The organism is Paenarthrobacter sp. 10N417 (assembly GCF_056394745.1).
In genome coordinates, this window is sequence record NZ_JBFTIL010000025.1 from 29204 (window position 1) to 48845 (window position 19642).

The window sequence follows — 19642 nt, forward strand, 5'->3', positions numbered from 1 at the left end:
GCGTGCGGACAGGAGCCGACGGGAGCTGAAACCCAAAGCGACGGCGCCTGAAGTGACGGCCCGCTGGAAGCGGGCCTGCGGGTGTTGGACTCACCTTGTGCACCTTCCATGGACGGTCGCTCGGCGACGTGTTTTCTGACAGTTCTTCCCTCTACCTTAGTGAGAAGAACACTCCGGCTGCATCCACACGTCGATGAGTCCACCTGTTTCGACCACGAATCTATCCAGCCAGGCTCCGGCCGAAAGGTCTGGATGGGAGCCGACCATTTGGATCTCCACAGAGGTGCACTGCCGCATCAAAGTACCTGCCCGCAACAGGTGATAGTCGGACGTCACCACGGTGACGGACTTCCACCCGTTCTGCCTAATCAGCTCCGCAAGGCCTCTGGCTTCGCCCCGGGTATTCAGCGGTGAGGGACGGAAGCAAATCAAATCAGGGTCATCGTCTTCATGGCACAAAGCGTCACCCTCAACGTTGCCGGAAAGGCCCGTCGTCGAGACCACCAAAACGGGAATGTTCAAACTTTCCTGGAGTTCCTGAGCCACTGGAAGTCGTTCCTTGCTTAACCCTCCCAAAACGACGATTGCGTCGGTGTGGTGAGGGATGGCCCGTGGAGGGCTGTAAAAGAACTGAAAAGCGGCGATCAGCCACAGCAGGGCGATCACCAAAACCGAAACAGCAACCCGCACAGCGGCGCGCGTGAGCGAGGCAGTTTTGAGGGGCACGGGGACAGTCTATGGTCCCCGAATGTGCGTTCCATACGAGGTGCCTGCGGCCCGGGCAGTTACCGCGTATCAACGTCCTCAAACACAAGGAAAGTCTGCGTGTCCAGGATGCCGTCCATGGACTGCAATTGGTCGAAGATCACACGCCGGAGGTGGATGTTGTCCGTGGCGCGGACCAGCAGGATGACGTCAAAGTCGCCGCCCACCAGGGCGATGTGGTGGACCTCGGGAATCGCCCGCAAGCGCTCCTTCAGTTCTCGCCAGGAGTGTTGCTGAACCTTCAGCGTCACATAGGCAGATGACCGTAGGCCTGCCTTGATGGGGTCCACCAATGCCGTGAACTTGGTCAGAACCCCTTCGCCGGTCAGCCGGGCAATGCGTGAGTAGGCGTGCGCCCGGCTGATGTGCACGTTTTCGGCCACTTGTGTAATGGACATCCGGCCGTCAGTTGTGAGCTCGCGGATGATGTCCCGGTCAACATCATCCAGGGGCACGGCAGTCTGCTCTGCCTCGGTCTCGCTCACGTGGTCTCCAATTCGTCTACAGGACTGCTCGTTACCCAGCTCACATTTGCAATTCGTCTTTCAGAATAGCCACTTCCTGCATGCTCTTCCATGATTTGAACGAAAGCTGGATACGAAACAGCTCTCCGGAACATACTGGAAGCACATAGTGGCTAGAGAAGGACGGACCAATGACGATCCACGCAGACCACACTGCGCCGGAAACGGCAGTAGAGGACCAAGCTGCTGACGTCCAGAGAAAATTCGGCATCAGCGTAGAGGACTACATGCTGCCCGCCCGGCACCAGATTCAGATGGTGAATCCGGATGGCACCCTTCGCTCCCACGAAGAGCAAGGCACCGAACCCGGCCACGAGTACCCAACGCCGAACGACGCTGAACTGATGGCCGCGTACGAGCAGCTCGTCGTCGGACGTCGCGTTAACGATCAGAACTCCGCGCTCGTCCGGCAGGGCCGCATGGCTGTCTATCCCTCGAGCCACGGACAGGAAGCCTGCCAGGTGGCGGCTGCCATGTGCCTCAGGGAAGGTGACTGGCTCTTCCCGACCTACCGTGACGCCGTCGCGGTGATGACACGTGGTGTGGATCCTGTCGAAGCGATGACGATCTTCCGCGGTGACTGGCACGGTGGCTACGATCCCAAGAAGCATCACGTCGGGATCCAGTGCACCCCGCTGACCACGCAGCTGCTGCACGCCGTCGGCGTCGCGCATGCCGCCAAACTCCGCGCTGAGGACACCGTGGTGATGGCGATGTGCGGTGATGGCGCCACGAGTGAGGGTGACTTCCACGAGGCCTTGAACTTTGCGGCCGTCTTCCACCTGCCGGTCATCTTCTTCGTGCAGAACAACAAATACGCGATTTCCGTTCCGCTCAGCCACCAATCGGTGGCGCCGTCGCTGGCCCACAAGGCTGTTGGCTATGGCATGGCCGGTGAGCGAGTGGACGGCAACGACCTCGTCGCGCTTCTCGCTGTGATGGACCGCGCCGTTAAGCTGGCCCGCGAAGGCTCAGGGCCCCTCCTGATCGAGGCCCACACTTACCGCATGCAGGCGCACACGAACGCCGACGATGCCACGCGCTACCGCCCGGACAGCGAGGTGGCCGAATGGCAAGCGAAGGATCCGCTGACCCGCATGAAGTCCTATCTAACCGACAAGGGACTCCTGGACGACGCCGCTAACGACCGCATTGCCGAACATGCAGAAGCGGTCGCCACCCATTTGCGCGAAGGCCTCGGTGAAGACGTGCCAGTACAGCCGCTGGACCTCTTTAAGTACGTGTTCTCCAAGCCCACCCCGCAGCTGAAAGAGCAGTCTGAACTGCTCGCCAGCGAACTCGCCCGAGAGGAGAGCGCAAAATGACCGTCACCACCAATGTCAACGGCAACGTCAGCGCCGCCACCGCCAGCGCCGCCGCGTCCGCTGCCGCTACCGCTGAGGCGAGCGGCCCTCAGTCCATCACCATGGCCAAGGCCCTCAACACGGCAATGGCCGATGCCATGCGTGCCGATTCCTCGGTCCTGGTCTTCGGCGAAGATGTCGGCATCCTGGGCGGCGTCTTCCGCATCACCGACGGACTCATGGCCGAATTCGGCGAGCAGCGCTGCTTCGATACCCCGCTGGCAGAATCCGGCATCGTCGGCATGGCTGTGGGCATGGCTATCAATGGCATGCGGCCTGTCATCGAGATGCAGTTTGATGCCTTCGCCTATCCGGCGTTCGAACAGATCGTCAGCCACGTGGCCAAGATGCACAACCGAACCAAGGGCAAGCTGAAGATGCCACTGGTCATCCGTGTTCCATACGCCGGCGGCATCGGGGGAGTGGAGCACCACTGCGACTCGTCCGAGTCCTACTACGCACATACCGCTGGCCTGAAGGTCTACACCCCAGCCACGGTCGCAGACGGTTACCGGATGCTACGCGAAGCCATCGACTCCGATGACCCTGTCATGTTCATGGAGCCCAAGAAGCTCTACTGGTCCAAGGACCAGGTGGACCTGGACGCGCTACGAGCAGAGCACGACGCCGGCACTTCCACCGAGGGCCGCGCGGCTGTTGCTCGTCCCGGCACTGACGCAACGCTGATCGCGTATGGTCCCTCCGTTCCCACTGCGCTCGCAGCGGCGGCCGCTGCGGCCGAAGAAGGCCGCTCGCTGGAGGTCATCGATGTCCGTACCCTCGTCCCCTTCGACGACGAAACCGTCTGCGCCTCCGTGCGTAAGACGGGACGCGCCGTCGTGATCGCCGAAGCACATGGCTTCGCCTCCGTGTCGTCCGAGATTGTGGCGCGTGTCCAGGAGCGTGCGTTCCACTACCTCGCTGCACCGATCCGCCGCGTGACCGGCTTCGATGTCCCGTTCCCGTCTCCCAAGTTGGAGCACTACTACCTGCCAAGCGTCGACCGTATTCTCGACGCCGTCGACGACCTTCAATGGGAGGACTGACCATGAGCTCAGATATGCAGGTATTTCGACTGCCGGACCTGGGGGAGGGCCTTACTGAGGCTGAACTCGTGAACTGGCTCGTCGCTGTGGGTGACGAAATCAAGGTCGATCAGCCGATCGCTGAAGTCGAAACCGCCAAGTCCATGGTGGAGGTTCCCTCGCCTTATGCCGGCACTGTGGCCGAGCTTCACGGTGAGGCCGGCCAAACGCTCGACGTCGGCAAACCGCTGATCTCGATCGCCCGTTCAGGCGCTGCTCCCGTTGCGCCGGAAACTCCCTCCTCTGCCGAAGACGCGGTCTCGACCGGGATCGTGGCCTCGCCCGAGGTTGACGCGGCCGCCGAGACGTACCGCACCGAGGAGAAAGCTGGCTCCGGCAACGTACTCATCGGATACGGCACTCCAGGTGGCGTGACCGGAGGCCGCACCCGTCCGCGGAAGGCGAGCGTCGCCGTCGTCGATCGCGAAACGGACACGCGAGCCGAAGCCCCGGTTGCTTCCGAGCCGTCTGTTGCCGGAACCCGCATCCCCGGAAAGCTCAGCGCTGTCATCTCCCCGCTCGTAAGGAAGATGGCCAGGGACCACGGTGTTTCCCTTGAGAACATCGAGGGCTCGGGTGCCAGTGGGCTGATCATGCGCCGGGATGTTGAGGCTGCTATTTCAGCTCCGGAAGCTCCTGCCGTTCCTGTTCGTGAGATGGCTCCGGCCTCGGCTGCCGCCGTTGCTCAGGGCGACCTCGACTCCCGTACCGGCCTGGCTGTCTCGGCCCGGACTCCGGTCCGTGGAGTTCGCAAGGCGGTTGCCGCGAACATGACCAAGAGCCGCACGGAGATCCCTGAGGCGACGGTCTGGGTGGATGTGGATGCAACCGCTTTGCTTGAGATGCGGGCTGAACTGAAGAAGCGCGCTCTGCACGACACACCCGGTCTGCTGGCCTTTATTGCTCGTTTTGTCACTGCTGGGTTAAAAAAGTACCCGGCCCTGAACACCCGCTTTGAAGTCGGGGAAGACGGCTCCCAGGAGATCGTCGGTTTTGACGGAATCAACCTAGGTTTCGCAGCGCAGACGGATCGCGGACTCGTCGTCCCGTCCGTTAGGAATGCACACCAATTGAGCGCCCGCGAGCTGGATGCCGAGATCCGCCGTCTGACCGCCGTGGCGCGTGACGGCAAGGCAACCCCAACCGAGCTCGGCTCAGGCACCTTCACCCTGAACAACTATGGTGTGTTCGGCGTAGATGGCTCGGCCGCGATCATCAATTACCCAGAGGTTGCGATGCTCGGCGTGGGTCGCATCATCGACAGGCCGTGGGTAGTCAACGGCGAACTTGCCGTCCGCAAGGTTACCGAGTTGACCCTCGCCTTCGACCACCGCGTGTGCGACGGCGAGACTGCCGCCGGCTTCCTCAGGTACGTGGCTGACGCCATCGAGAACCCTGGCGGAGCGCTCGCGGATATGTAGATGGATGGGGCCGTTGCTCGGTAGCAACGGCCCCATCTGTGCGTGCAGTTACTTCACGGCCGCCGTGATCGCGTCTCGCATGTGGTGGTAGACCGTGTCTACGTAGTGATACGGCGCGAGGCCCCACTGATGTCCTGCCGCGGCCTTGACGACGTCCTGGCCGATCGACAGCACGTTGCACCCTCGGTCGCGGAGATGATCAAAGTAGCGCTGGTACAGCTTGTTCCATGTGGAGGAGAAGTAGCCTCGGTACTGAAGGGCGTCCTGACCGTTGTCGGCCGACTCAGACCATTCAGGTGACAAAACAATGAGCGGCTTCCCGGTTGCCTCGATCTTTTCCAGGACCGTATCTGCGGCTTTGACCCAAAGCTCAAAATGCTCGTCCGAAGCGAACGGGATAAGACGCGGTTTCGTGCTCTGCTGTTGCAGCAGTTTGCTCTCCTCGAGTTCCCAAGTCTGGGTTACATATGTCCCATTTCCTAGCTCATAGACGCCAAGTCTTTCATCGACCAGGTCGAGAACGAAGATGTCGGTCTTCTGTCCGTCCGCCTCAATGGCGCTGAAGAGGGAAGACCGGATGTCGTTGCGGACGCACTCATTCTGGAATTTGGATTTCAACGCGCTTTCGCCCCGAAGTACAGCTCTGGGCGACGCGGCGCTGATCATGCCCTGACGAGCGACATAGCCGACGATTGTCCAGTCATCGCCGAGGAAGGGCTTTGTGTCCCGAGAGACACAGCTCCCGTAGATGAAGATACCTGGCAAGACAAACCCCCGTGAGGTAGAGAAGAAACTCCACAAGCCTAACAAGTCTGGCCCGGCCCAAAAGAGCGCCAGATTAGCCTCTGGGAGCGTGCAGCGCAAGTCACACGGTTCGTGGACCCTCGTTATGTTCGGGTATCTTGTCCTGATGGGGAAAATGGAAAACCTTGACGAGAAGCGAGCCTACGCGTTCGATTTGGGCTTTGGATTCTGCGAGCTCTGTGGCGACGCGTACTTTCTTAACGGTCAAAATGAAGGGCCCGACCACCCCTGTCCTACCAGGCCCCGAATCATTGACCCCTCAAAGCACATGGTCACAAACTACAAGAGCGTCCAAGCGTTCCTTAATGTGACCAAGATCCCGCCTGGATACCAGATCATCGTGGAAAACGGTCTTCCCATCGATGTCAACTGCCAAAACCGTGGTTTCGATACCACCGTGGTCTTCTTCCAAGGCGCCATCGATCCGAAATGGACGCTTCCCGCTTTCGGCGGCATGGGCGTCTCGTCCGACGCTCACGTGAATCGAATCTTTATCTCGGACCCAAGCCTTGTCCTGACTGACCGGCTGAACCTCGGATGGTTCGTCGGCAATTCACGCATGAACATCCAGAAGAACCTGCTGGAAATCATCAAGCACATCGTGGGCACGTGGGGAGAGCAGCGACTGGTCTTCTACGGCGCATCAGGCGGCGGCTTTGCATCACTGTTCTTCTCTGCACATTTCCCCGGCTCGCTGGCACTTGTTTCGAATCCTCAGACAAACGTTGCCAAGTACGAGTTGCCGGCCGTTGAGCGTTTTGCGGAAGTTTGCTACGGCGTCAAGGGGGAGGACCCCATGTCTCAACTCCCCGACGACGTCACCACCAATCTTGTTGAGCTCTATCGAGAGCCACGAGGCAACGTTGTTGCCTACATGCAGAACAGCACGGATTTCTCTCACGTTGAGGATCACATGAATCCTTTTCTGGAGGCATCGCACCCAGGCAATGAAATCCATGTCCTTCTGGGGGAATGGGGAAACGGGCATGTCGCGCCGCCTAAGCCCATCCACGTCGAGGCGCTAACGGTCGCCGCAAGCCCCGATTGGCAATCCGGACTCGCAGCCATGGGGTTTGAGCGTGCCCAGCTAGCGGCTCAGGATTACTAGCAGCAAACCTGACGCATAGTCCTGCTCTTTGTAGGGCAAATCCTCGACAAATCCTCACAAAAGACTTGGCTAAAAAGACAGCCAACTCTGCGTACAATTTTCTGTGGGGGTCAGCTGGTGGTCTCCAGTTGCCCGCGACGGGCCTTACCGTGCTTAGTCGCCGTTCTAGGATGCCCAACCATGGTAAAAAACTCCCCAATGAGATCCTTGAGGACCATCGGGTTCGCGCTGGCCACACTCCTCATTACCGGGGGAATGGCCGTACAGCCGGCAGTAGCGGGAGATAACGACATCATCCCCAGCACCCCGCAATCACTCCCACCGGCACCTGACGTGGCAACGGACCAGTTCATCGTCGGGCTACGCGACAACTCCAAAGCGGCTGCGGCTACGGCTGCCGTGGAGCAGGCTGCAGGTCGCGCGGCAACGAAGCTCGGAGTCGCTGCCAAGAGCTCGCACCAGAACGCTGCCGGTGGGCAAGTCATCAAACTCGCTAAGGCACTTTCAGGGACAAAAGCCGAGCAATTCCTGCAATCCCTTCGTGCGGATCCCAACGTTGCCTACGCGGAGCCCGATGCGATTATGCAGGTCGCGGCTGATCCGAACGATGCCTACTACCCCATGCAGTGGGACCTTTCCGAAGATTTTGCGGGTATTCGGCCTTCCGGGGCGTGGCAATACAACCATGGAGAAGGCGTAGTCGTTGCAGTTGTCGACACCGGGATCACCAGCCATGTGGATCTCGATGCCAATGTACTGCCGGGCTACGACATGATGTCCGATGCCACCGATGCCCGGGATGGGAGTGGCAGGGACGCGGATCCTACAGACCCCGGAGATTGGTCCACAGCAAATCAATGCGGGGTGGGCAGCCCGCAGATAAATTCTTCCTGGCATGGAACCCACGTGGCAGGCACAATCGCTGCCATCGGCAACAATACTTCCGGCGTAACCGGTGTCGCCCCGAAGGCAAAAATCCTTCCGGTGCGGGCGTTAGGTGCCTGTGGTGGGTATTCATCGGATATCGCAGATGGAATCATTTGGGCCGCAGGCGGAGTTGTTACCGGGGCTCCCATCAATCCCAACCCCGCGCGCGTCATCAACCTCAGTCTCGGTGGCATCAGGGCGTGTTCTGCTACCTACCAAAACGCTATCAATTTCGCCTACAACGCTGGGGCGGCGGTCATCGTTGCTGCCGGAAATTCCAATCGCCCGGCGGCTGATTCCAGCCCGGCCAATTGCCAGAATGTCATCACCGTTGCCGCCAGCGACAGGACAGGCGCAAAGGCGCCGTACTCCAACTATGGGAGCGTCATTGATGTAACTGCTCCCGGTGGCGACATGACTTCCTCGGCCGCGAACGGCATCTTGTCCACCTACAACTCCGGGACGACCACGCAGGGAGCGCCCGGTTATGCGTACATGCAGGGAACGTCCATGGCGGCCCCGCACGTGGCAGGCCTCGCGGCGCTCCTTTTTTCGGCAGAGGGCATTCTTCTCACCCCGGAGCACGTGGAACAGCAACTGAAGGACTCGTCGCGGCCACTTCCTGCTGGCTGTCCGGCCGGATGTGGCGCCGGTTTGGTTGATGCCACGGCAGCGCTCGCTACATTTGGTGGGCACCTTCCGGTGATCCCTGCGCCAGTAGTCTTCACAGACCGGGACGGCACCTCGAACGATACCTACACGATTCCCATCTCGGCCGGCGTTGAATATTTGGTAGGTGGAAAGGTTCTTGCCCCTGGCACATACGCGGGCAGCGGAGCAGTGACTGTTACTGCCAGGGTTCTTGCAGATAATGCGTTGGCTCCGGCAGCAGTGGTTGAGTGGAAGTTCACCTTCAAGAACTCCGTTCAAAAAATCACCGATTTCGACGGGGACGGCAAGAGCGATGTCCTTGCGAGGGACAGCGGTGGAATTTTGTGGCTGTACCCAGGCAACGGTTCCGGGGGCTGGCTCACCGCCCGCAAGATCGGTTCAGGCTGGAATGCCATGACATCCCTTGAATCACCCGGTGACTTTAACGGGGACGGCAAGATGGACGTCATTGCGCGGGACGCGAACGGCGTTTTGTGGTTGTATCCGGGTAATGGTTCGGGTGGTTGGTTTGCTGCCCGCCAGATTGGTTCCGGCTGGAATGCGATGGCCGCGATCGAGGCACCTGGCGACTTCAATGGGGACGGCAAAGCCGATGTGATCGCCCGCGATGCCAATGGTGTTTTGTGGCTTTATCCGGGTAACGGTTCCGGTGGTTGGCTTGCCGCCCGCCAGATTGGTTCCGGCTGGAACGTCATGACCGCTATTGAGGGCCCTGGTGATTTCAACGGGGATGGAAATGCCGATGTGATTGCCCGTGATGCCAACGGGGTTTTGTGGCTGTACCCGGGCAACGGTTCAGGTGGGTGGCTTCCTGCCCGGCAGATTGGTTCCGGCTGGAACGTCATGACAGCTATTGAGGGTCCGGGCGATTTCAACGGGGACGGCACGATTGATGTCATCGCCCGCAACGGGTCCGGGGTTTTGTGGCTGTACCCCGGCGACGGTTCAGGTGGTTGGCTTGCTGCCCGCCAGATTGGTTCCGGCTGGAACGTCATGACGGCCATCCTGTAATCCGCCCGAGTTCACCTGGCACCGGGTCATTCCGGCTTCTCCCAGCTGTGCATGGGTAGAATCGAGGCCTGAACATCGCCGGATTGCACTGGATACGGAGAACTCATTGTCAGCTTGGCACGAACTTGGCACGGACAACTACGTCTTGGAGACCGAGGGGTCCTTACTCAACACCGGGCTCGTGGTGGGCAGTGAGCTCGCCATGGTCATCGACACCGGATGTGGCCCGCGCCGAGGCCGCGAGATCCTCGCTGCTGTCCGCGAAAAGACCCAGCTTCCCCTGGTGGTAGTGAACACCCACGCCCATTACGACCACTTCTTCGGTAACGCTGTTTTTGCCGACGACGGCGTGACAGAGTTCTGGGCGCACGGCAACTGTGCGGCAACCATTGAGCGGGACGCCGACAACCAGCGTCGCTTCGTCGCCACCAACGAACCGGAGATGGCCGCGGGGGAGGGTGACGCCGTCGACATCGTTGTTCCGAACGCGATCGTGGGCGACCAGCCTGTTTTGGTGGACCTTGGCGGAATTACGGCAACACTGTTCTATCTGGGCCGCGCCCACACCGACGGTGACCTTCTGGTGGGGACCAACTCAACGCTTTTCGTGGGCGACCTCGTGGAGCACGGCGCACATCCTTCCTTTGAGGACTCGTATCCCGAGGAATGGGCGGACGTCCTCCGGCACATCTCCGCTCTGCGTCACCGCTACGAATACCTGGTCCCAGGCCACGGAAAGCCTGCGAGCGACGAATTCGTCAAGACCATGGCCGACACCATGAGCACTGCAGTGCGGCAGGCAACCCAGTCCATCCGCGATATGCCCAACGATGCCACCAAGGCCATCCCGGTGCTGCCTTATGGACCGGAGCAATCGCGCTGGTTCATCAAACGGCTCCAGGAAACCAATGCCCAGCACGGAAGGGCTGCTGGCGGATCCCTGGCAACTCCCGACTTTGGACCCGAAAAGACCGGCTTCTACCCTTCTTCATAAATGAAGGTTGCTTATAAATTTGTCATCTTGATTACTGTCTCCCCATGGACTATTGGGCAACACCAGTCCTAGGATGAAGTCGACCATCGGTTTGCGGCTACCTGGGGGGTGTCGAGATGAAGGCCATTCGCGTAATTCCGCGCGCTACTCAGATTCTCCGCTCCGTCATGATCGCTGGCGCCGGTACCGCAATTTGGATGGCATTGTCCGCGACCGCCGCCAACGCCGATTCCGGGATCACTGATAACCACTCGCTGTTGGGCGGAGTGACGTCTTCGGTGTCGTCAACTGTTTCATCAGCCGACAGCGTCAGCAAGCAAGCCGACAAGACGCTCAATGCCGCAACGGGTGCGGTCAAGAAGGTGGCCGCGTCCGTTGCAACTGCCGGTACCCCAAAGCATTCCGCGCCCGCCGTCACTATCCCGGTGCCGAACGTACCTCTTCCGGCTCCCGCGAAAGCCGTTGTCCCGGCGAAACCGATAACCGTGCACGTTCCCGCTGTAACCCCAGCGGTTGAGCAGATCGCGGACTCCACGGACAAAGTCATAGCCGCAGTCCCAGTGGTTAATCGGGTAGTTCCCAGCGACACGGTCGGCAGCGTTGTGGACACGGTAGTCAAACCAGCCACGGGCACTATTGACGACACCGTCGAGGCGGTTGTTCCTCCGGTAAATAATGTCCTGAAACCCGTTGGCCTGGACCCTGTGACGGACGTGACCAACCCTGTTGTGGCCCCAATCGTTGAGGTTATTGACACGATCCTGCCGCCTGTAGGCAGCGTCTTGCCTCCGGTCGTTGGACCCGGAAGCCTGCTTCCCCCGCTCTTGGGCGGCGACGGCGCCATGCTGCCCGCGACGCCGGGTGCTGGAGCTGCGCTGCCACCCGCCGTCGGGACCTCAACAGTGACTCCCGCCGCAGACGGTTTGGCCACGGGATCCGCTGGCCTGCCCCTCGGGACACCCCCGCCCGCCCTCAATACCGACGTTTCATTGATCTTTGTTCTGGCGCGAGGTTTTGCCCCTGCTTCGCCAGGTGCCGTAACCGGCGCCTCTGTCATCGTCGAACCTGAGGCTCCAGCCGAGCTGCCTGCCGACCCGGATGCGGCACCCCTTGGTGTCATCGGCGCGGGCTCGGGTACCTCACAAAACGGGCCACCAAGCCCTGCCGCAGCCTTCCTGCAGGGTGCGCTAATCGTTCCTGCAGACTCACTTTCTGGTCCAGCAGCGGCCAGCAATGAAGATCATCCAAAGCCGGTTTCTTTCGATCCCGGCTCATCTCCTGACTAGTTCCCCAGCCCAGCCGCGCCTTTACATGCGGCCGATGGTTAGTCGGACGATCCGTCATCGGACGTCTTTGGGAACACGACCTTCAGGAGAAGATCACAATGAACTCGACAATTCGCAGGTGCCTGATCGGCACGTGCTTTGCCGGAGGCTTGATAGCCCTCGGCGCGACCGCGGCCAACGCGGCAGATACGACCAGTGGAAAGGACGGAACGCTTTCCGGTACACAGGTGGTGGCACCGGTGACAGCGCCAGTCAACACAGGCGCGACGTCACTAGCCCTCGTGGGAGATTCATCCTCCACCACAAAGGCACCCGCAGCCGCTCCGGCTACGAGGACGGCGCCAGCTGCCAGCACCAACGGTTCCAACGGCGTTGGCTCCGGGACACAGGTAGTCGCGCCCGTAACAGCGCCCATAAACCTGGGCTCGTCATCAGTGGGTCTGCTGGGGGGCTCCACTGCGACGGGCCCAGCCAAACCTGCCGCGCCAACTGCACCAAGCAGTTCGACGACGGCGGCTGGCACCAACGGTTCCGGTGGCACAGCCTCCGGTACCCAAGTAGTTGCACCGGTGACGGTCCCCGTAACTGTGGGATCGACGTCGACGGGTGTCCTGGGGGACTCATCGGCCACGACAACACCAGCAGCAACATCAGGTTCTGCGCCGGCCCAAGCGCCGGCGCAGGCAACAACGTCGGGGGGAGAAGGCATCGCATCCGGCGCTCAGGTAGTGGCTCCGATATTGGTCCCTGTTAACATCGGAGCCACTGCCGCGGGTGTGGCTGGAGATTCATCAGCTACTTCCGGCGCACCCTCGAATACAGGCAGCGCACCTGCTGTCGCTACTCCCGCTGCTACCACCAGCGGTTCGGATGGCGTAGCTTCCGGGACTCAGGTAGTTGCTCCGGTTACCGCTCCGGTGACCGTTGGTTCGACGTCGGCTAGTGTGCTGGGTGATTCTTCGGCCAGCTCAGCTGGTACTTCCGGCGGGACCGCTCCGGCGGGGACGTCGGCTGCTACGACCTCCGGATCAAAGGGCCTTGGCTCCGGGACTCAGGTGGTTGCTCCGATTACAGCTCCTGTGACTGTTGGTTCGACGTCGGCTGGTGTGCTGGGCGATTCGTCGGCCAACACTGCCGGTACTTCCGGCGGGACTGCACCGGCGGGGACCACGGGTGCTACGACGAACGGTTCGGATGGCGTTGCTTCCGGCACCCAGGTGGTTGCTCCGATTACCGCTCCGGTGACTGTTGGTTCGACATCGGCTGGTGTGCTGGGCGATTCTTCGGCCAGGAACACTGGTACCTCGTCCGGTAATTCCGGCGCCGGTACGACGTCAGGATCCAGCACGAACGGTTCTGATGGCGTTGCTTCCGGGACTCAGGTAGTTGCTCCGATTACAGCTCCTGTGACTATTGGTTCGACGTCGGCTGGTGTGCTGGGCGATTCGTCGGCTGGCACTGCCGGTACCTCCGGCGGGACTGCTCCGGCGGGAACGTCGGGCGCTACCACTAATGGATCGGGCGGCGTCGCTTCCGGGACCCAGGTTGTTGTTCCAATCACCGTTCCGGTCACGGTCGACTCGACATCGCTTGGCATCGGTGGCGCCGCTGTCGGAGCCATCACGCCTCCCGTTGTGAATCCTCCGGTGGTGAATCCTCCGGTAGTGAATCCTCCGGTTGTGAATCCGCCGGTCGTCAACCCTCCCGTTGTGAATCCTCCCGTTGTGAATCCTCCGGTAGTGAACCCTCCCGTCGTCAACCCGCCGGAGGTTAGCCAGCCTGCTGGTGGTGGAGGACTCGGCATTGACACCGGCACCAACAATCCGGGGACCGAAATTGGGGGTCCCGGATTTGGCAACGCTGGCGTCGGAACCACCGGCGTAGGGGCCGCTCAACTAGGTGGCAGCGTGATGACCGCAGGCGGCACTCAAGGTCTGCTGACAGCAGGCCTTGCGACCGGCGTCGGGAGTTCCAACTCTCTGGCCACTACGGGATTGGACGGCAGCTTCACCCTTTGGGCAGTCGGCCTTCTTCTCACGGGCTTGGCGCTTTCAGCAGCCGGACGTCGGAAGGCAACGGTTAACCGCATCTAGTCACCTGGACGAGGCCTAGTCTCGCGAGCAGTTGTTGCGGTTCCGGACTTCCGGAACTGCGACAACTGCGAGGCGGCTGGGTTGGAGTCCTAGGATGAAGGGGATGACAACCACCCAAGAAGACCAAAACTTCAGCCTTCGCAGCATTGCATTACCGGCCTTCGGGCCTGCGCTGTTGTTCTGTATCGGCGAGGGGGCGGTTCTTCCGGTGATCGCGCTCTCGGCGCGTGATCTTGGAGCATCGGTTGCAGTCTCGGCGTTGATCGTGACGCTAATCGGCTTGGGATCCTGGCTCTTCAATATCCCGGCATCGCTCATCACCATAAGGTTCGGGGAACGCTGGGCAATTGTTGGGGCGGGTGCCGTAGGAGCCCTTGCCCTCGGCGCGGCAGCTTTCGCTCCACAGATGGAGCACGGGATCTGGCTGCTGGCAGCAGCTATGACCTTGGTGGGTATGTCGGCGAGCGTTTTCAACCTGGCCCGCCAGAAGTACCTCACCGAGGCAGTCCCCGTGGTGTTCCGCGCCCGTGCGTTGTCCACATTGGGCGGCGTTACGAGGATCGGCATCTTCATCGGCCCGTTCATCGGTGCCGGCGTGATGCAGTTCGCCGGAATCAGCGGGGCGTACTGGGTTGGTTTTGTCGGGATGATGGCGGCCGCCGCTCTATCGCTCACCATCCCGGATCTCGTGGTTCCCAATACGTCCGACGGCGGACCAGTCATCCCAGCGTCAACGCTGCGCGAAGTAGCTGCTTCGCATGCTGGTGTGTTCCTGTCTGTGGGCTTCGGAATTCTGCTGCTCAGCGCGCTGCGTGCTTCGCGCCAAGTGGTCATCCCGCTATGGGCCGACCATTTGGGCATGGATGCCACGCAAGCATCGCTGATCTACGGCCTCTCCGGCGCGATCGACATGTTGGTCTTCTATCCGGCTGGGAAGCTGATGGATCGCAAGGGACGGCAGTGGGTAGCGGTTCCTTCCACGGTGATCATGGGGACGGCGTTGATCCTCATTCCGTTCACTGGTGGGTTCGTTCCCTTGCTGTTAGCTGCCCTGCTGATTGGCTTTGGCAACGGAATCAGTTCCGGGCTCATTATGACGTTGGGTGCCGACTTCTCACCTGACAACGGAAGGAGCCACTTCCTTGGCATCTGGCGCTTCATTGCTGATTCGGGTGCCACGGGTGGGCCGGTGCTGTTGTCCGCCCTGACTGCTGCCATTTCGCTCGCCGCTGGCGTCTGGGCCACCGGCGTCCTGGGGTTCGCAGCGGCAGCGGTGTTCGCCGTCGCCATCCCTCGACTGAAACATCGGCGGAACTACTAGCCACGCCCTCTTCAGTCGGACTTAGAAGCCATGTGCTCCACGGCGATGGGTGGTTAGTTACGGATGGCTCGAACCATGTTGTTGCGTTTCTCGTGCGTCAGTTCTACCAGCCCGAGTTTTTCGAGCAGCGGCGGGAGGTACATCCCAAAGCGGCCGCGGTATCCTTTGCGGAGCCCGTACCACCCGGATACAGGGTTGGCCGGGTCCCGTCCCCATGCCTCGACGCTCCCGTCCGGCGCTGGTTTGCTCTCATCGGCCGCACCGAGGGGCACCCAGTCCTGCTGTTCACGGAGCCAGCTGGACAGATCCTCGATGGCCCGCAGGTGATACTTCAGGGTCGTCGACCCTACTTGGCAGACAAGTGCTGGCGGGTCCGACTCCGGATCGCGGTACATGGAGTACTCCGACGAGCCCGGTGCCGTGAGCAGCACCCATGGGTCTTCTTTCGTTCCTTCAGCACTCATGACAGATCCTTTCCCGCATCTCCGGTTTCAGCGTAGCGCCGGAGCGAACGTCCCCGAAATATCTCTGCTGCGCCGTATCCCAGGCCAAGGACAATCATGCTGCCCAGCCACGCCGTCGACAGGAAGATCAGGACCATCCAGTTCCTGTCCTCGACAGGTTTAAGCGACTGCCCCGCGACGACTACCTGTTCCCCTGCGGAGCGTGCCACCACCGCCATCCGCAGACCGCGCTCCGGCTGCCAGGTCACAGCATCGGATCCGGTCCGTCTTGCCGCGTCGAGCACTCCGTCAGGAAGGACGGGAATGGACCCATGAAGGACGGCAGTGCCGGACATCGGTTTGTTGTTCGCCCCGTAGACAATGACGAAGACACCGCTGTCAGGATTCAATTCCAGCGGCAGCGTACTCGGCGCCGGGGAACCAATGGCTTCAACCCGTGCCGCAGCAGCAGCCGTCGGCGCATCATTCGCTGCCCGCCGGCCCAATTGCTGCAGCGTGACATAGGCACTTCCGAAGATCAGAGTGACGATGATGGCTGCGGCCAGCCAACCGATGACGCGTTGCATTCCTTCATCATGGGCTCAATCCGGCCGGGACACACTTCTTAACGAGTTCTTAATTGCCCTCGCGGAGGATTGGAAGAACGATACGTCCTGCCGAAGGGTCCCATGTTCCCGCAATCCACACCTGGCTCCGTACCAGTCCAGCGGCTGCCCGCGCCCAAACACTGGCTGGCCGTTGGGCTTATTTTGGTGGCAGTCGTCATCGCCGTCGGGCTGACGGTCCAAATCGTGCCAGGCTTCACGTCGGCTGAGCTGGCTGTGGATCAGAACTTCAGCCGCAACCATAACCCTGTCCTGACCGGTTTAGCCCTGGCCTTGAATCTGCTGTTCGAGCCTGTGGTGGGAGCGCTGGTGGTGCTCGCCACAAGTCTGTATCTCCTGCTGATTCGACGTTCCCCCCAAAAAGCTGTGATGTTTGCCCTCACGGTGGGTTCGGGATGGTTGAGCTGCCAGCTGTTCAAGGTGGTCATCGGCAGGATCCGGCCAGACCCGGCACTCTTGTTGGACCCGCTGGCGCCGGAGCCGGTATCCAACAGCTTTCCCAGCGGCCACACCTGTTTGGCCGTCGCCCTGGTCTTGGGAGCGTATTTCCTGGCCCGGGGTAGCCGCGCGGAGAAGCCGGTTCTCTGGACAGGAATGATCCTCGCAGCGATCGTCGCCTGGTCCCGTGTCTACATCGGCGCGCACTATCCACTGGATGTCATGGCATCGTTTCCGGCAACCATTGGCGTCGTCGTGTTGATGGCTGGTCTCTGGAACCGTCAAGCACCCTCGATCGTGGCCCGGCTCCAGTCCTCCTGGTCATCCCGTTCCGACGCGAGTCCCCATCGAAAGAAGCCTTAATGGAAGCCCTCGCTCTCGCATCGACACTGAGCCCCGCCGAACTGCTGCCAATCCTGGATCCTGCCAGTCTGCTGCAGGGTTTGGGCCCTGCAACGCTGGCAGTCGTGGCCCTGATCATCTTTATCGAGTCCGGGGTCCTGTTCCCCTTCCTGCCGGGCGACTCGCTGCTCTTCACGGCCGGGCTGCTGCACCAGCAACTGAATCTGACACTGCCCGTACTAATCACCGTCGTGAGCGTGGCGGCGATCGTAGGCGACCAAGTGGGCTACCTGCTTGGTCGCCGGTTCGGACGCCGATGGTTCTCGGATGATGCCCGCATACTGAAGACTGCGCACCTGAGAAAAACAGAAGAGTTCTTCCGGCGCCGTGGTGGCCCGGCACTGGTCCTGGCGCGCTTTCTACCCGTGGTGCGGACCTTCGCCCCGCTCAGCGCCGGAATTGCCCGCTACAACTACAAGTCCTTCGCCCTCTGGAACATCACCGGGGCAATCCTCTGGGCCGCCTCGGTGACGCTGCTCGGTTCCTGGCTGGGCCGGTTTGACTTCGTGGCCAAGAACATTGACGTCATAGCAATCGTCATGGTCCTCGTGTCCGTGCTGCCGTGGGGCATCGAATTCCTCAAGCACAAGCGGGCCCGTACGTCCGAAAAGGACCAGCACGCAACAATGGATTCGTGATCACTGCAACCAAGCCATCCCTGCTCCTGGTGGAAGACGACGTCGTCCTCGGGCCGCTCATCGCCGAGCTCCTCGAGCCGGACTACCAGGTTCACGTCGCCGTCGACGGCCATGAAGGCCTGCATTGGGGACTCTCCCGGATCTGGGACGTGATGGTGGTCGACCGGGGCCTGCCCGGCATGGACGGCGTCGCGCTGATTGCCGCGCTCAGGTCCAAGGGGATCGCCACCCCTATCCTCATACTCACCGCCCTCGGCGCAACGGAGGAGAAGGTCAGGGGACTCGACGCCGGCGCGAATGACTACATGACCAAGCCCTTCGACATCTCGGAACTGGGGGCCCGGCTAAGGGCGTTGACCCGCAGCTACCAACAAGAGTTCAAGACCTTAAGTATTGGAGACTGGGAACTGGACACTTCTTCCAGGTCCATCCGCTCCATTCACGGATTCCTCGCCTCATTGACCGCCAAGGAGAGTGAATTGTTGGCCACAATGGCCGCGCAACCGGACCACGTGTTCACACGGGAAGAGCTCATCAATGCCACCTTGAGCCAAGGTGAACTGCCCGGAGTGATCGACACCTACGTCCACCACCTGCGCAGGAAGATCTCCAGATCAGTCATCCGTACCGTCCACGGGGTGGGTTACCAGATCGGCGAAGCGAATGACTAAACATCCTGCTCCTTTGGACCAGGACCAGGCAGTCCTGCGTAGGGCCTCCATGAGAATCGCTCTTCGCATCAGTGCCGCCTGCGCCGTTCTGGTTCTCTGCCTCCTGGCGGCCTCTACGCTCTACCTGCTTAACCAGTCCGGCAGCCCGGAACCGACTGAACCCGGCGCCGTGTACGCCTATCTTGATACCAACGATCTGATCAAAGCCATGATCATCGCAGGGGTCGCCGGCATCCTTCTGGCCGGGGGCATTGGCTGGCTCAGTGCCCGAAGCGCGATCCGTCCGCTGGGCGAAGCGCTGGCAATGCAGCGGCGTTTCGTCCAAGACGCGAGCCATGAGATGCGCACACCCTTGGCCATCCTGGACGCCAGAATTCAACTGGCACAGCGTGGCACAACAGTGGATTCACCCTTTGGGCAGGCGTTGGCGCGGATCCGTGCTGATACATCCGCGCTGACCGCGATTGTCAATGAGCTGCTGGATTCCGCCACCGGAACAGGACAGGAACCGGACATTGCCCTGACCAACGTCGCCCGTGTTGCCCAGGATGTTGTGGACAGTATTCACCAGTTGGCCGTTGGCCGAGGCATCACCCTGGATTGTTCCAGCATGGGGCAACCGCAGGCGCTCATTGATCCTCAAAGATTGCACCGCGCAATCCTGGGTCTGGCCGAGAACGCACTCGTCCATACGCCAGCCGGAGGCCACATAATGGTCGCCACCAAGGTGGCCGGCGGCCAGGCCATGATCACCGTGAGCGATACGGGCCCAGGCATCACCGGCATTGACCGGGCCCGGATCTTTGACCGTTTTGCTCGAACAACCCATCTTGGCCTGGGCCAGCAGCAGCGCAGTTTCGGAATCGGGTTGTCCCTTGTCCGCGAGATCGCCGCCGCCGCAGGAGGCTCTGCGGACGTGGCCTCCACGGGCCCGGACGGTACCTCCATGAGGATCACACTGCCCTTGGCAACGACAAAGCCAGGACTCCCACGGGAAGGTACAGCCCAAAGCTCGGTCCGCCGTTGGCCTTCACGACGCCGGTAATCGA

The 19642-nt window shown here is 61.1% G+C and carries 18 protein-coding genes; 13 read left to right on the plus strand and 5 right to left on the minus strand.

Features of this window, described 5'->3' with window-relative positions; all coding sequences use genetic code 11:
• Positions 1-156 precede the first annotated feature (156 nt).
• Together AC1DCM_RS23020 and AC1DCM_RS23025 are read right to left on the minus strand one after the other, a co-directional pair.
• Positions 157-726 (minus strand): YdcF family protein, encoded by a 570-nt coding sequence (locus AC1DCM_RS23020; RefSeq protein WP_477519845.1) that lies wholly within the window; start codon positions 724-726, stop codon positions 157-159.
• A gap of 59 nt (positions 727-785) precedes the next feature.
• Positions 786-1250, minus strand: coding sequence for an Lrp/AsnC family transcriptional regulator (locus tag AC1DCM_RS23025; RefSeq protein ID WP_442016540.1), 465 nt, complete (start codon positions 1248-1250; stop codon positions 786-788).
• A gap of 170 nt (positions 1251-1420) precedes the next feature.
• Between AC1DCM_RS23025 and pdhA the strand changes: the two genes are divergently transcribed.
• Genes pdhA through AC1DCM_RS23040 form a run of 3 tightly spaced genes read left to right on the plus strand, consistent with a single transcriptional unit; the run spans position 1421 to position 5159 of the window.
• Positions 1421-2614, plus strand: coding sequence for a pyruvate dehydrogenase (acetyl-transferring) E1 component subunit alpha (pdhA, locus tag AC1DCM_RS23030; protein WP_477519846.1), 1194 nt, complete (start codon positions 1421-1423; stop codon positions 2612-2614).
• Positions 2611-3699: an alpha-ketoacid dehydrogenase subunit beta gene (locus tag AC1DCM_RS23035; protein WP_442004587.1), complete on the plus strand. Its 1089-nt coding sequence runs from the start codon at positions 2611-2613 to the stop codon at positions 3697-3699. The genes pdhA and AC1DCM_RS23035 overlap by 4 nt, the downstream gene beginning before the upstream one ends.
• A gap of 2 nt (positions 3700-3701) precedes the next feature.
• Positions 3702-5159 (plus strand): dihydrolipoamide acetyltransferase family protein, encoded by a 1458-nt coding sequence (locus tag AC1DCM_RS23040; protein WP_477519847.1) that lies wholly within the window; start codon positions 3702-3704, stop codon positions 5157-5159.
• A 48-nt stretch (positions 5160-5207) separates the two neighbouring features.
• Here the strand turns inward: AC1DCM_RS23040 and AC1DCM_RS23045 are convergent, their stop codons facing one another.
• Positions 5208-6023, minus strand: a complete 816-nt coding sequence (locus AC1DCM_RS23045; protein WP_477519848.1) for a DUF6270 domain-containing protein — start codon at positions 6021-6023, stop codon at positions 5208-5210.
• A gap of 208 nt (positions 6024-6231) precedes the next feature.
• Here AC1DCM_RS23045 and AC1DCM_RS23050 point away from each other — a divergent pair, with 208 nt between their 5' ends.
• The 6 genes from AC1DCM_RS23050 to AC1DCM_RS23075 all read left to right on the plus strand — a co-directional run bounded on the left by AC1DCM_RS23050 (position 6232) and on the right by AC1DCM_RS23075 (position 15375).
• Complete coding sequence (locus AC1DCM_RS23050; protein ID WP_477519849.1) at positions 6232-7071, plus strand: hypothetical protein; 840 nt, start codon at positions 6232-6234, stop codon at positions 7069-7071.
• 180 nt (positions 7072-7251) lie between these two features.
• The gene (locus AC1DCM_RS23055) at positions 7252-9681 is read left to right on the plus strand and encodes a S8 family serine peptidase (protein ID WP_477519850.1); all 2430 of its coding nucleotides are present in this window, start codon (positions 7252-7254) and stop codon (positions 9679-9681) included.
• Between the two features lie 106 nt (positions 9682-9787).
• Positions 9788-10675 carry an MBL fold metallo-hydrolase gene (locus tag AC1DCM_RS23060; protein ID WP_477519851.1) on the plus strand — a complete coding sequence of 296 codons (888 nt, stop codon included), beginning with the start codon at positions 9788-9790 and terminating at the stop codon, positions 10673-10675.
• A gap of 116 nt (positions 10676-10791) precedes the next feature.
• On the plus strand, positions 10792-11961 hold the full coding sequence (locus tag AC1DCM_RS23065) for a hypothetical protein (RefSeq protein ID WP_477519852.1): 1170 nt from the start codon (positions 10792-10794) through the stop codon (positions 11959-11961).
• Positions 11962-12059: 98 nt separating this feature from the next.
• Entirely contained in the window at positions 12060-14054 is a 1995-nt protein-coding gene (locus tag AC1DCM_RS23070) for a beta strand repeat-containing protein (protein ID WP_477519853.1), read from the plus strand.
• A 103-nt stretch (positions 14055-14157) separates the two neighbouring features.
• Positions 14158-15375, plus strand: coding sequence for an MFS transporter (locus AC1DCM_RS23075; protein ID WP_477519854.1), 1218 nt, complete (start codon positions 14158-14160; stop codon positions 15373-15375).
• Between the two features lie 53 nt (positions 15376-15428).
• Here the strand turns inward: AC1DCM_RS23075 and AC1DCM_RS23080 are convergent, their stop codons facing one another.
• Both AC1DCM_RS23080 and AC1DCM_RS23085 read right to left on the minus strand, forming a co-directional pair.
• Positions 15429-15839: a DUF6855 family protein gene (locus AC1DCM_RS23080; RefSeq protein ID WP_477519855.1), complete on the minus strand. Its 411-nt coding sequence runs from the start codon at positions 15837-15839 to the stop codon at positions 15429-15431.
• Positions 15836-16405, minus strand: coding sequence for a hypothetical protein (locus AC1DCM_RS23085; RefSeq protein ID WP_477519856.1), 570 nt, complete (start codon positions 16403-16405; stop codon positions 15836-15838). Before AC1DCM_RS23085 ends, AC1DCM_RS23080 begins: the two co-directional genes overlap by 4 nt.
• Before the next feature lie 102 nt (positions 16406-16507).
• Between AC1DCM_RS23085 and AC1DCM_RS23090 the strand changes: the two genes are divergently transcribed.
• The 4 genes from AC1DCM_RS23090 to AC1DCM_RS23105 are packed head-to-tail and all read left to right on the plus strand — an operon-like array spanning position 16508 to position 19638.
• Positions 16508-17245: a phosphatase PAP2 family protein gene (locus AC1DCM_RS23090; RefSeq protein WP_477519857.1), complete on the plus strand. Its 738-nt coding sequence runs from the start codon at positions 16508-16510 to the stop codon at positions 17243-17245.
• Entirely contained in the window at positions 17245-17922 is a 678-nt protein-coding gene (locus AC1DCM_RS23095) for a DedA family protein (protein WP_477519858.1), read from the plus strand. Before AC1DCM_RS23090 ends, AC1DCM_RS23095 begins: the two co-directional genes overlap by 1 nt.
• Positions 17919-18593, plus strand: coding sequence for a response regulator transcription factor (locus tag AC1DCM_RS23100; protein ID WP_477519859.1), 675 nt, complete (start codon positions 17919-17921; stop codon positions 18591-18593). Before AC1DCM_RS23095 ends, AC1DCM_RS23100 begins: the two co-directional genes overlap by 4 nt.
• Positions 18586-19638, plus strand: coding sequence for a sensor histidine kinase (locus tag AC1DCM_RS23105; protein WP_477519860.1), 1053 nt, complete (start codon positions 18586-18588; stop codon positions 19636-19638). Before AC1DCM_RS23100 ends, AC1DCM_RS23105 begins: the two co-directional genes overlap by 8 nt.
• The last annotated feature ends 4 nt before the right edge of the window (positions 19639-19642 follow it).